At 46.0% G+C, this 13,163-nt stretch carries 9 protein-coding genes; 7 read left to right on the top strand and 2 right to left on the bottom strand.

All coding sequences use genetic code 11. The features are described from left to right. Window positions 1-180 precede the first annotated feature (180 nt). A complete protein-coding gene (locus AACR11_RS26120; RefSeq protein ID WP_005449884.1) occupies window positions 181-993 on the bottom strand; it encodes an AraC family transcriptional regulator in 813 nt (270 codons plus the stop codon). Between the two features lie 774 nt (window positions 994-1,767). On the opposite strand from AACR11_RS26120, the gene AACR11_RS26115 reads away from it, so the two are divergent. Next, window positions 1,768-2,487: a helix-turn-helix transcriptional regulator gene (locus tag AACR11_RS26115; RefSeq protein ID WP_009702374.1), complete on the top strand. Its 720-nt coding sequence runs from the start codon at window positions 1,768-1,770 to the stop codon at window positions 2,485-2,487. A 69-nt stretch (window positions 2,488-2,556) separates the two neighbouring features. Here AACR11_RS26115 and pdxH read toward each other — a convergent pair whose 3' ends face one another. After that, window positions 2,557-3,192 (bottom strand): pyridoxamine 5'-phosphate oxidase, encoded by a 636-nt coding sequence (gene pdxH, locus AACR11_RS26110; protein WP_005449881.1) that lies wholly within the window; start codon window positions 3,190-3,192, stop codon window positions 2,557-2,559. Between the two features lie 128 nt (window positions 3,193-3,320). On the opposite strand from pdxH, the gene AACR11_RS26105 reads away from it, so the two are divergent. The 6 genes from AACR11_RS26105 (at window position 3,321) to AACR11_RS26080 (ending at window position 12,822) form a co-directional block, all read left to right on the top strand. Continuing rightward, window positions 3,321-5,249, top strand: coding sequence for a sensor histidine kinase (locus tag AACR11_RS26105; RefSeq protein ID WP_029790492.1), 1,929 nt, complete (start codon window positions 3,321-3,323; stop codon window positions 5,247-5,249). Then, window positions 5,242-6,468, top strand: coding sequence for a sigma-54-dependent transcriptional regulator (locus tag AACR11_RS26100; RefSeq protein WP_029790493.1), 1,227 nt, complete (start codon window positions 5,242-5,244; stop codon window positions 6,466-6,468). Before AACR11_RS26105 ends, AACR11_RS26100 begins: the two co-directional genes overlap by 8 nt. 113 nt (window positions 6,469-6,581) lie before the next feature. Beyond that, entirely contained in the window at window positions 6,582-7,973 is a 1,392-nt protein-coding gene (locus AACR11_RS26095) for an HlyD family type I secretion periplasmic adaptor subunit (RefSeq protein ID WP_005449876.1), read from the top strand. Window positions 7,974-8,088: 115 nt separating this feature from the next. Next, on the top strand, window positions 8,089-8,772 hold the full coding sequence (locus AACR11_RS26090) for a transglutaminase-like cysteine peptidase (RefSeq protein ID WP_017189818.1): 684 nt from the start codon (window positions 8,089-8,091) through the stop codon (window positions 8,770-8,772). A gap of 5 nt (window positions 8,773-8,777) precedes the next feature. Continuing rightward, window positions 8,778-10,691, top strand: coding sequence for a bifunctional diguanylate cyclase/phosphodiesterase (locus AACR11_RS26085; protein WP_026000294.1), 1,914 nt, complete (start codon window positions 8,778-8,780; stop codon window positions 10,689-10,691). 16 nt (window positions 10,692-10,707) lie between these two features. After that, window positions 10,708-12,822 (top strand): type I secretion system permease/ATPase, encoded by a 2,115-nt coding sequence (locus AACR11_RS26080; protein ID WP_005450056.1) that lies wholly within the window; start codon window positions 10,708-10,710, stop codon window positions 12,820-12,822. The last annotated feature ends 341 nt before the right edge of the window (window positions 12,823-13,163 follow it).

The following is a 13,163-nucleotide window of genomic DNA, read 5'->3' as shown; positions in this document are numbered from 1 at the left end:
TGAGCAATTTCTGTTTGAATAAGAAGGATTTAGATTGCGCTTTTGTGAGGAATGGACAAAAACATTGAAATTTTCCGGAGAATTACGCAAAAAAGTTCGACTTTCCTGTGCAAAACACAAGCACAAAAAAGCCGCGACTCATACGCGGCTTCGCTCAAATAAACAACTTGATGAGCAGTGTTAGCCAACCTGTTTCTTATACTGAGAAGGTGATAATCCTTGTAAACGAGTAAAGGTATGAGTGAAAGTACTTTGGCTTGAGAAACCGGTGAATTCGGCAATTTGCCCCAACGTTAAGTGACCTTGTTCAATCAAATCGCGCGCCATATCGATGCGTTTGCCGAGCACGTACTGATGCGGCGTAATGCCCATCTGATCTTTGAATAAGCTATGGAATTGGCTTTCACCCAAAAATACGCTGCCAGCCAATTGCGCCACGCTGATTTTGTGGCTCAAGTGCTGTTCGATGTAACGGTCAATCGCTTCCAGATCAAAGCGTGACTCTTTCCTTGAGGTTTCAAATGCTGATATATGACGCTGCATAAGAGCGATCACGGTGTCATTACACGCACGGCTAAGCAGTAAATCGTCTGGATGATTACGCATCTCTTGCACCAGCATTTGAATCAGCTTTTGAATCTGACCATCCAATTGGAAGTAAAGATGAGAGCGTTCTAGGTTATTGATTTTTTGCAACATCTCAGGATCATCGTTGGCAGGCTTTGGCATATTAAGCACCAAGATGTCTGATTGATGAATCACGCCACCGAAAGCATGATCAGAAGATGCCGTTACGATGCAACCTTGCCCCGGACCAACCAAATTGCCCTGACCACGAACTTCGAATTCTGCTTGTCCCTTTAAACCGATCACGATCTGTGTGTAAGCATGATCATGGCAATCCATATAAGACGGAAGCGTGATCAACTCTGCTGGTTTAGGCAGCATGATCTCTTTATATAGCGGGGCTTTCGGGTTATCTGAATCACTCATTTCAAACAGTCGTCTTTACACAGTCGGCTTATATCTTGGCATCATATACCTTCTCTGTTGGGTTGCAAATCTTCCCCAATCCAATCGCACAAGAGCAAATCAACACGATCATTGCACTCTACATGATCATAGTTCCGGAACGATGATCATGTAAGAGAAACTTACGGTCAATGTGCAACCAATTTTTTTAACAAAAACGGACAGATAGCAAAAATTACCAAAGATGAGACAAGCCAATAGCAAAGATCTTTGGGGTTGAAATGCACACCAATGTAAGCAACAAGGTAAAAACTACGATCGAAAGCGCACGAAATGCCCGAAAAACAGGGGCATAGAGGGATTTCCCCCCTTACTAATATGCTCACAATTCAATACATTAGACCTCGAGCTCTAGGATGCATACGACCCTGAGCTCATCGGTATCTACTTGATACCTCTAACTTACTTAGCAGACCCTCGCTATGTAATTTAGAACCTCTTCTACACGTCGACAAGATTATATCTTGTGTTGCCAGCCCGTCTTCAGGCTGGCTTTTTTTTGTCTCACGCCAATGAAAACAATGGCATAAGCTGATAATATATCGACCATCTCACCGTATCCTGACGTTAATCATCACGCTGAGTTATCCTGATCGACCTTCTCTCTTCCAGTTCCATCTGGCGCGATTCTCGAAAGCATGATCAAGGCAGTGTTGTAATAAAAACGCGGGATAAGCGAAGTGAGAATACTGACCTGCAATCAAGCAGGCGATATGTAGCAGTAGTGAGTCCCTTGTGAATATTCCAGTCAATACCATAGAACAGTCGCTCCTTCGACAGCTACCGGGTTGTTGGGGATGCAAAGATAAAGATTCGGTATTCCGCTATGTGAATCAGGAATACGCAGAATTGATAGGCTACGATTCACCTGAAGTCTGTATAGGCAAAACAGACTTTGAGGTCGCAAGCCCTACCATTGAATGTGCAAAAGAGTTTCAAGAACAAGATAGGCACGTAATTGAAACAGGCGAGTCGCTAAAGATCCTTGATATCCACCCTTATCCAGATGGTCATTGGCGAGCGCACATTTTTACTAAGACGCCTTGGCGAGACGACGACGGCAACATCATTGGCACCATATTTTATGGTCGCGAACTTACTGATACTGCCGTGATCGAAGTGGGATATTGGGTATGCAGAGCCATCGGTGGCACGCCCAACCAGCAGTCCATCTTTCGTTTTTCTAACCTGAAACCCGAGCCAGAAAAGCTGACCTGCCGTGAGCAAGAGACTCTGTTCTTGTTGCTGTATGGCAAAAAGCCGCAATTCATCTCACAGGTCATGGGGATTTCAACCAAGACCGTAGAAGGGCATGTTGCTCGTCTGCGCACTAAGTTTGAAGCCAACAGTAAGAACGAACTTATCGACAAAGCCATGGAGGCAGGCTACGGATCGATTGTGCCGAAAACCCTGCTTAAACATCAGCTTTCTGTCGTGCTTAACGGTGAACGTTGATTCGCCATTGGGTAAACACAAAAACACCGCCTATTGAGGCGGTGTTTTTTTATCTCTTTGTCAAAGCCATTACGGCGCAAGGCGATCGATGTCCCACTCGCCTTCTTGATTTGAGAACAAGAAACGGTCGTGCAGACGATGTTCACCACCTTGCCAGAATTCAATGCTTTGCGGCTTGACGCGGAAACCACCCCAGAAGGATGGCATCGGGATTTCACCCTTGGCAAACTTCTGCTTCAACTCTAGGAATTTACCTTCCAATACACCACGAGCAGAAATACGGCTACTTTGTTTGCTCGCAATCGCAGCCAATTGGCTGTCTTTCGGACGAGAAGTGAAGTACTTCATGTTCTCCATCGGCGTTAGCTTTTCTGCCACACCTGTGATGTGAACCTGACGCTCAAGTGGATGCCATGGGAAATGCAGGCTGATGTTGCTGTTGTGCTCAAGCTGCTGCGCTTTACGGCTGCCCAAGTTGGTGTAGAACACAAAGCCATCTTTATCGACGTTTTTCAGCAGCACAATGCGTTGAAACGGCATGCCATTTTCGTCCACTGTCGCGACCGTCATTGCGGTTGGATCAGTCAACCCTGCTTGTACCGCTTGCTCTAACCATAGGTTAAATTGATCAATCGGATCTGCTTTTAAATCTTTACGACGCAGGCCACCTTTTGTGTACTCACGACGAATATCAGCAAGTTCCATCTTCACTCCTTCACTCGTTTTTGTCGATTGTGCGCCCGATGATAGGGAAATTCAAGGAAAGCAAGCGAGAACCCTGATTGCGGTTTTGTGTTATGTCACGTTGTCGCAGCAGCTCACAGCATCACTAAATGCCTTTTGATAACATGGCGTTAAAAACTAGTGAGCCAATCGTGAACCTACTTAACCCCAAAGCTCTGCGCCATTTTTTATTGGTCTTGCTCGCCATCGGTCTGGTCGGGCTGATGTTGACTCATAAATACGCAACCCAGCATCAACATGATCAGTGGCAAAATAAGCTGCAAACTCAAGCTTCGCAGGTTGCACAGGAAATCGATTATGAACTGGCAAAGTTTGAACAAATCCCGAACTTGCTCAGCCATGACCCAAGATTACTCGCAGCGGTCAAAGAGGGTAAACCGTCAGAATCCTTCAATTTATTGCTCGCTGATTGGTTAGCACAAAGCCTCGCTGACACTATTTACGTGCACAATAAAACCGGTTTGGTGATCGCATCGAGCAACTATCAACAAGACGACAGTTTCGTCGGTTCTAATTTTGCCTTTCGTCCTTACTTTCAACACGCATTAAATGGGGAGAAGGCTCAATACGTTGCCCTCGGGGTTCGCTCCAATAAGCGCGGATATTTCTTCTCATCACCACTTTGGGTCGATGGCGAAGTCGCAGGCGTAATAACAGTTAAAGTCAATTTAGAGCAACTAGAACAGCGCTTGGCACAAGACGATGGCGATTTACTGGTTGCGGGTGTGCACGACGTGGTGTTCATGAGTAACTTGCCCGATTGGCGCTATCGTGCTCTGTTCCCATTATCTGAACAAGCAAAACAAGAGCTCAATCAAACTCAACAATACGGTGATACCCTTCCTCAATATCGTGGCGAGCTCACTGGGCAAAGCGGAGTCAATCAGTTTGAAAACAACCAACTCTTGGTGTCACCCAACTACCTTGCTTACGCGACCAATCTGTTTGACAAAGGTTTTCGCGTCATTGCACTGATTAGCCAACAAGAAGTCTTCACCGCTGTATTGCAAGCCGACATAGTTTATCTGCTGCTGTATGCGCTCGTGGGGTTAATTGCGTTGGCATGGTTCCAAATGCTGGTCAACAAAGCACGTCTTGCCAATGTCAATGCCAGCTTGGAAGAAAAGGTAACAGAGAGAACTTTCATCCTCAGCCAAGCCAACCACAAGTTACAACAAACCGTGCATCAATATGAGCAGAGCCAACAAGAACTGAAGCAAACGCAACAAGAGCTAACTCAAGCGGCAAAGTTAGCGCTACTTGGTGAACTGTCTGCAAGCATTAATCACGAAATCAATCAGCCATTGGCTGCGCTGCGGACTTACACCGAAAACTCGCAGCGTTTAATGACAATGGAGCGTTACCCAATGGTGGCGGACAATCTGGATAAGATGCTGTCGCTCAACGATACCATGACCGAAGTCATTGCACGCTTAAAGGTCTTCACGCGCAAGACGGGTGACAACCTACACAGTGAGGTATCGGTTCTACACGATGCGGTGCACAACGCGACACGTATTCTGAGCAGTAAGCTGATCAAACAGGGAGTGACGCTTAAAGTGCCAGCCATTGAATACGACGTAAAACTCGCGATTCACAGCGTCGAGCTTGAGCAAGTGCTGATCAATCTATTCCACAACGCAGCTCAAGCTATGGAAGGGTATTGTATCGACCCACAGATTTCGATTGCCGTGCAGTGTGACCAGAGTAACTGCGATATTTTGGTTTCTGACAACGGCCCCGGCATGTCAGAACACGCCTTAGCTAAGATTTTCGACCCGTTTTACACCACCAAGCCAGAGGGGCTCGGACTGGGTTTAACCATCTCAAAACGCATTTTGGAGAGCTATCAAGGCTCACTCAGCGCTTATAATCATGATGCTAATAGCGATGCCGATTATACCCGTCACGCTCACAACCAAATGGATACACAATCTCAGCTATCAGGTGGGATGACTTTTGTCATCAGCGTACCTCTCGTTTCACTTCATCCAGCAGAGGAAGACTCTCATGCATAACCCTGTTTTCTTTGTCGATGATGAGCCGCATATTCGTGATGCGGTTACTCAAGCGTTATTGATTGAAGGAATTGACGTCACTTGCTTCCCAAATGCAGTTGAAGCGCTGCGCGTGATTGATCCCAATACGCCAGCACTGATCATCACCGATATCCACATGCCAGTGATGAATGGGTTAGAGTTCATGCGCACCCTGTTAGGCAAAAATAATCACTTTCAATTTATCGTATTAACTGGGCATGGTGATGTAAAAACCGCGGTCGAAGCGATGAAGAGCGGTGCGTATGACTTTCTTGAAAAGCCATTCTCTACCGAGCAACTATTAAAATCGCTCAACAATGCCGGCGATAAACTGGTCTTATTGCAAGAAAACGTCTGGCTAAAGAAAGAGCTCGACATGCAAACCCATGTCGGTCCAAAAATGATTGGTCACAGTCAAGCTATGGTCGACATTCGCCGTACGCTGATAAGCGCCCCACTCCACCAGCCGCTCATTTTTGTCGGTGAAGATGGCACAGGGCGAAGACTCGCTGCTCAGTTTGCTCACGATATCCATGCGACCGCAGAAAGTGAGTTGATTGCCGCATCCGGTGAAGACTTATACGAGCTTTCACATGAAGCATTAGACAAAACCATACATCATCTTACAGACGGTAAAAGCCATTGCAGTTTGTACTTACACAGCGCCGAGCATATATCGGAAAAACAGTGGCAATGCTTGTTTAACCACCCGAAACTGCAACGCGTATTTGGTGCTGCAAACACCGTCGATAAAGGCATTGAAAGCTCAGTAAAGATGATTCGGATGCCGAATTTGAATGAACGCAAAGAAGACATCGGTCCCTTATACAAACACTTCGTGCGTCATGCAGCGAGTCGCTATCAGCTCCAACCCCCTCAGATTAGTCTGAATGAAGTGAAGCGGATTACGGAACTCGATTGGCCAGAAAACATCAAACAATTGAGGCAGTTTGCCGAATTAAGGGCATTGAAACCGGACGCGTTTCGTATGGAGGATTGGAACAGCGAAAAAAGCATTGAAATCCAAAGTATGACCCAACGCACAGAACACTTTGAATATTGCTTGTTGTTTGATGCCTTGCAACGACATAGAGGCAGACTCAAAGAGGTTCAACTAGAATTACAAGTGTCGCGCAAAACCTTGTACGACAAACTAAAAAAACATCAGTTGGACAAAACAAAGTTCAAGGCACAGTAAATGAGGGGGGACTTACCCCTTTCACACATTTTTATTAGCTGAGTATGCTGACATGCTCCGTTAATAATAATAAGATCAAAAAGATAAACCGTCTTTATAAAACAAGGAATGTGATGAGCCGAGACAACTACAACAAACTAAGCAGCGAAGAGCTGGATTTTGTTGACGACAAAACCGCTGCATTGCTTCTAAATACGCCAAATAGTGCCCGCTTAATGCTGTGGGTGATGGTGTTATTCTTTGTTGCGGCTATCGCTTGGGCGTCGTGGGCGCAAATCGATAAAGTAACCGTAGGGCAAGGCAAGGTTATCCCTTCCTCTCAAATCCAAGTCGTACAAAACCTCGAAGGTGGTTTGGTCAAAGAGATCTTGGTGAAGGAAGGTCAACGAGTCGAAAAAGGTCAGCAGTTGTTATTGATTGACGACACGCGTTTCCGCTCAGACTTCCGTGAACGTGAACAACAAGTTGCCAACTTGACGGCTTCCGTACTGCAACTTTCTGCGTCGATCAGTAGCGTCGAAGTCAATCGCGATTTCGATGACAGCAACTGGGAACAAAATGTCGTTCTTGATTACGGAAAACTGACATTCCCACCAACGCTTGAAGAAAATCAACCTCGCCTAACGCAACGCCAAAAAGCGGAATACCGAGAAGACCTAGATAATCTGCGTAACCAAATTTCAGTTATCGACCAGCAAGTAAAGCAGAAGCAGCAAGACCTGGTTGAGATCCAAGCACGTGTGAGTAACTTGCGCCAGAGCTATCGTTTTGCCAAGAAAGAGTTAGACATTACCAAGCCGCTCGCAGATGAAGGCGTTGTGCCTAAAATCGAACTGTTGAAACTACAGCGTCAGGTGAACGACACACGCCGCGAAATGACATCCAGTGAACTGAAGATTCCCGTAATCAAATCTGGTATCCGCGAATCCATGCTTAATCGTATTGATGTTGCTCTGAAATTCCGTTCTGAACAACAAGAGAAGCTCAATAGCACCCAAGACCAACTTTCTGCGCTCGTGGAATCGGCTGTGGGCTTGGAAGACCGCGTAAATCGTACCGTTGTGGTTTCTCCAGTGACAGGCACTATCAAAACATTGAACGTCAACACCGTTGGTGGCGTTATTCAACCGGGTATGGACATCGTCGAAATCGTCCCAACTGAAGATACCCTTTTGGTTGAAGCCAAAATTGCACCGAAGGACATCGCATTCTTGCGCCCTGACCTTCATGCCATCGTGAAATTCACCGCGTACGATTTTACCAAGTACGGCGGTCTTGAAGGGGAACTGGAGCATATCAGTGCCGACACCACACAAGATGAGGAAGGCAACAGCTTCTATATCGTGCGTGTACGAACTGAGAAAACCAGTTTTGGACAGGATGCAGACTTGCCAATCATTCCAGGTATGACGGCTTCAGTCGATATCATCACAGGTAAGCGAACCGTTTTGGAATACTTGCTTAAACCAATTTTGAGCGCCAAAACCAACGCACTTAAGGAGTAAGTGTCAGCAAGGACTCTCCAATGTATATTTAAGTGTTGATAAGTGGTTAAATAAAAAGCACTTATTTCTCACTGTCGAGCCCATTGGAAGAGTACACTTGTGATGTGAGTCGAATATGCCACCCAGATTGAAGCGTAAAGTTACATTATTAATCAGCATTAGTTGTTTTTCGTTCCAAATTGGAGCCTTGAACAACAAAGAACAAAGATGGGTCGATACGGTCACTTCAGTCTATGGTGAACGCGCTGGAATGCGCGTGAAAACCTGGCGAGATAATATCGACTTTTTTAAAACATTGGAGACTCATGAAAAGCTGGCAGGCGTTAACGACTTTTTCAATCAACTTTACTTCGTTGACGACATAGACCTATGGGGCAAAAAAGACTACTGGGCAACACCACTCGAGTTTTTAGGCAGCAATGCCGGTGACTGTGAAGATTTCACTATTGCCAAATACTTCTCTTTACTCGAGCTTGGCGTACCGGATTCAAAGATGCGTTTGATCTACGTAAAAGCCATCGAATTGAATCAGTTTCACATGGTACTCGCCTATTACCCAACCCCAAGTTCAGAGCCGCTCATTCTCGACAACATCAATCCAGAAATTGTCCGAGCCTCCAAGCGTAGCGATTTGCTACCGATTTACAGTTTTAATGGTTCAAACCTATGGTTAATGAAGTCTTCTGCTAGCGTTGGAGAGCTAGCAGGAAAAGCCTCACGTTTGAGCCTTTGGAATGACTTACGCTCGCGCGAACGTAAGTTGCAGTTAAAAAAACCTAAAATTAACTATGACGAGTGAAAAACATGACCCTATATAAGAAGCTTGTAGTGGGAATGGTTACGGTCTTTATACTCTTGATGGCATCAGTATTCGTAATCCAGTTCAACACTACTCGAGACAGCTTAGAGCAGCAGCAACGTTCAGAGGTCAACAACACCATTAACACCGTTGGTTTGGCACTGGCACCTTATTTAAAAGACAAGGATAAGGTGGCGGTAGAATCCGTGATTAATGCGTTGTTCGATGGCAGTACTTATTCTGTCGTACGTCTCACCGCGTTAGATTCGGATTACCAAATCGTACGCTCGTACCCAGTCAAGCCAAGCCATGTTCCACAATGGTTCATCGACTTGAACTTGTTCAAAGCGATTCATGATAAACGCGTGGTAACCAGTGGTTGGATGCAACTTGCAGAAGTTGAAATCATCAGCCACCCAGGAGCTGCTTACGAGCAACTTTGGCAAGGCTTTATTCGCTTACTTACGGCATTTGGCATTATCTTCCTAGTGGGTCTGATTGCGATTTCTTACATTCTACGTCGCTCATTAAAACCGCTGGCTGCCATCGTGAAGAAAATGCACGAGATCGCCAACAACCAGTTTGGTGACCCACTGGCGCGTCCAAAAACCAAGGACCTAATTGCAGTGGTTGATGGCATCAACTCGATGTCAGCACAAATCGAACTGTCATTTAAAGAACAAGCCAAAGAAGCACAGCGTCTGCGTGCTCAAGCTTACCTAGACCCAATCTCCAAACTAGGTAACCGCTCGTTCTACATTAACCAAGTTGACCAATGGCTTGCAGAACAAACGCAAGGGGGTATCGCGCTACTCCATGCTGAATACATTGGCGATATTTACGAGACGAAAGACTATCAACGCGCTGATGCCCACGTGAAAGAGTTGTCTCAACGTCTGAAAAACACTATCGATGTACCAGGAGCGACCATTGCTCGTCTATCTAGCGACGAATTCGGTCTATTATTCCCACACATGGATGAGAGCGAACTGCGCATTCTAGCTGACAGTATCGTTAACTGTGTAAATGGTCTGAATACCGATCCTACCGGTCTTGCGAAACCAAAAGCATCACTGGGTGTTGCACACAGTAAAGATCAGAAAACGCGCACTGAAGTGCTATCGATGGTGGATAACGCCTTGTCGAAAGCGAAAGCGCAACCAGACAAAGCGTACGGCTTCGTTGGTGGTGAAAATACTTCTAACCTTATGGGTAAACAGCAATGGAAAGCGTTGGTTGAAGAAGCGATTCACAGCGATTGGATTAAATTCCGCTTCCAGTCTGCGAAAAATACTTGGGGTAAAGTGTTCCACAACGAGGTGTTCTCAAGCATCGAAAAAGATGGCGAGACTTACCGTGCAAACCAATACCTGTTTGCTCTTGAGCAGCTAGACGCAACCAACATCTTCGACCAATACGTCATTGAGTCGATGATTAAGATGTTAGAAAGCGGCGAGCTAAAAGAGCCAGTGGCCATCAACATCGCACAAAGCAGCTTGTCTCAACCATCGTTCATTCGTTGGACCACCAGCATGCTAGAGAAGCACCCGAAAGTAGCACCTATGCTCCACTTTGAGCTTCCAGAAGCGTGTTTCATTGACCATCCGCACCATACAGCCCTGCTGTGTAACGCGATTCGTCAAACTGGAGCAGAGTTCGGTGTTGATAACTATGGTCGTAACTTCCAGTCACTTGAGTACATTCAGGAATTCCGCCCGAATTACGTAAAACTGGATTACCTATTCACGCACAACTTGCACGACGAGAAGCAGAAGTTCACGCTGACTTCGATCTCACGTACTGCTCATAACTTGGGTATTACCACGATCGCATCTCGTGTTGAAACACAGATTCAGTTGGATTTCCTAACCGAACACTTTGTGGAAGTCTTCCAAGGCTTCATCGTCGACAAGGAATAAGAAAGGTATACCAAGGATGAAAGACCCTTTACTGAACTCGCTCATTTACGTTAGCCGATACTACGGACTAGCCAACTCACCGGAAGCCCTGATTAACGGTCTTCCGCTCTCTGATGGCAAGCTTACCCCGTTTCTGCTACCAAGAGCGGCGGAAAGGGCCGGATTGGTTGCCAAGGAAAACCGTGCAGATTTAGACAAGATCTCTAGCCTAATTCTGCCGGCTATCTTACTTCTTAAAGGTGGTGATTCTTGCGTTCTCAATAGCATTAACGTTGAGAAGCAAGAAGCTGAAATCACCACCCTAGAAAGCGGAATGGTGCCTATCTCCATTCCTCTAGAAGACCTACTTGAGCAGTACACTGGTCGCTATTTTTTAGTTAAAAAGCAATTCCGTTATGACGAGCGCTCTCCCGAAGTGCTCAAAACCAAAGAAGGTCACTGGTTCTGGTCAACCTTGTGGCAATCTAAACGCATCTACCGCGATGTGCTTATCGCTTCTCTCCTTATCAACATCTTTGCTATCGCTGCACCAATGTTCACTCGCTTGGTGTATGACAAAGTAGTACCAAACCTCGCGTTTGAGACGCTATGGGTGTTGGCAAGCGGTATCTTCGTGGTGTTCTTGTTTGATTTCTTGCTCAAATCACTGCGTAACTACTTCATCGACGTGGCAGGTAAGAAATCCGACATCCTGATTTCCTCTAAGCTGTTTAGCAAAGTGATGGGCATCCGTATGGAATCCAAGCCGCCTTCTGTGGGTGCGTTTGCTCGCCACTTGCAAGAGTTTGAATCCATTCGTGAATTCTTTACCTCTGCCACGGTAAGTGCGTTGATTGACTTACCTTTCGCGATTCTCTTCCTGATTATCATCTGGTTAATGGCTGGCGACTTAGTATTCGTGCCTATGGTGGGCGTGGTGATTCTGATGATTCACTCCGCGTTGATCCAAGGTCCATTGCGCCGCTCGATTGAAGAAGGTTCACGTCTTGCTTCACAGAAATACGCTAACTTGATTGAGAGCCTATCTGGCTTAGAAACGGTGAAAATGCTGAGTGCACAAAGCCAATTCCAATACCGCTGGGAAGAAGCCGTTGCACACATGGCAAACTGGAACATCAAGAGCCGCCGTATCACCGACAGTATTCAAAATGCAGCAGGTTTTGTGCAGCAAAGTAGTAACGTCGGCATGATCATTTTAGGCGTGTACTTAATTGCGAATGGGGACCTCACCATGGGTGGTTTGATTGCTGCAACCATGCTAAGTGGTCGAGCGATTGGTCCTATGGTTCAGCTTTCTTTGCTTTCAACCCGATACAACCAAGCGAAGTCTTCGATGACCATCATTAATCAAGTGATGGAAATGCCAGACGAGCAAGAAGAAGGTAAACGCTACATTCACCGTCCTATCGTGCAAGGTAAGATTGAAATTGACCGAGTAACCTTCCATTACCCAGATGCACCAGTAGCATCGATTCGTGATTTGAGCCTAACCATCAATCCAGGTGAGAAAGTGGCGATCATCGGTCGTATTGGTTCGGGTAAAACCACGCTAGAACGCTTGATAATGGGTCTGTACAAGCCAACAGAAGGTCATGTGCGTATTGATGACACCGATATTGAACAGCTTCATCACGTGGACGTACGACGCAATATCGGCTGCGTACCGCAAGATTCGAATCTATTCTTCGGCTCGATTCGCGACAACATTACACTCGGTCGTCCACTAACCGATGATCGCGATGTATTAGATGCAGCAAACCGAGCGGGCGTCACAGCCTTTACTCAATCTGACCCAGCAGGTCTTGAGCGTCAGGTCGGTGAAGGTGGTGCGATGCTTTCAGGTGGTCAGCGTCAAGCGGTAACCATTGCGCGAGCGTTTTTAGGTCGCCCACCTGTGCTATTGATGGATGAGCCAACCAGTGCAATGGATAACCGTTCGGAAATGCACATCAAACATCAGTTAGCGCAGTTAAAACCAAGTGAGACGCTGATTTTGATTACACACAAAACCTCAATGCTCGACATTGTTGATCGCGTGATAGTCATGGAAAAAGGCAGTGTGATTGCAGATGGTCCGAAGGCGCAAGTGCTTAACGACTTGAAGCAAGGTAAGGTTCGCGCCGTCAGCTAGCACTAAACCGCACAAAAAAATCAAAGCCCCGTTGAACTGAGTGTTTCACGGGGCTTATTTATTGAAGGTGAGTAAACCAAAATAGCCAAACTCTTCGAGAAGTATCCAAACCAACACAAAGCCAACAATGGCGACAAGTCCCATGATAGCCCTTTCATCTTCTTCCACACATCCCTCCACTTTCCATAGCGCAATCAACTTGTCTAGATTAGCAGCAGCGAACACAACAAAGAGCAAGGTTCATTACGTCTCAATCCGGAACTGGGATAAAGGTCAAAATTTGTTCAACATAAATCTCATTCCGCAGTGAAAATAGTTAATTACTTGCGAGTCAAAATCGG

The sequence above is a fragment of the Vibrio sp. L85 genome, from assembly GCF_963871815.1.
Classification (GTDB): domain Bacteria; phylum Pseudomonadota; class Gammaproteobacteria; order Enterobacterales; family Vibrionaceae; genus Vibrio; species Vibrio harveyi.
This window is presented reverse-complemented; position numbering and strand designations above follow the sequence as displayed.

Coding starts and splice junctions, on each gene's coding strand:
- AACR11_RS26120 (WP_005449884.1), bottom strand. CDS start 993: ATGAGTGATTCAGATAACCCGAAAGCCCCGCTATATAAAGAGATCATG.
- pdxH (WP_005449881.1), bottom strand. CDS start 3,192: ATGGAACTTGCTGATATTCGTCGTGAGTACACAAAAGGTGGCCTGCGT.
- AACR11_RS26105 (WP_029790492.1), top strand. CDS start 3,321: ATGCCTTTTGATAACATGGCGTTAAAAACTAGTGAGCCAATCGTGAAC.
- AACR11_RS26100 (WP_029790493.1), top strand. CDS start 5,242: ATGCATAACCCTGTTTTCTTTGTCGATGATGAGCCGCATATTCGTGAT.
- AACR11_RS26095 (WP_005449876.1), top strand. CDS start 6,582: ATGAGCCGAGACAACTACAACAAACTAAGCAGCGAAGAGCTGGATTTT.
- AACR11_RS26090 (WP_017189818.1), top strand. CDS start 8,089: ATGCCACCCAGATTGAAGCGTAAAGTTACATTATTAATCAGCATTAGT.
- AACR11_RS26085 (WP_026000294.1), top strand. CDS start 8,778: ATGACCCTATATAAGAAGCTTGTAGTGGGAATGGTTACGGTCTTTATA.
- AACR11_RS26080 (WP_005450056.1), top strand. CDS start 10,708: ATGAAAGACCCTTTACTGAACTCGCTCATTTACGTTAGCCGATACTAC.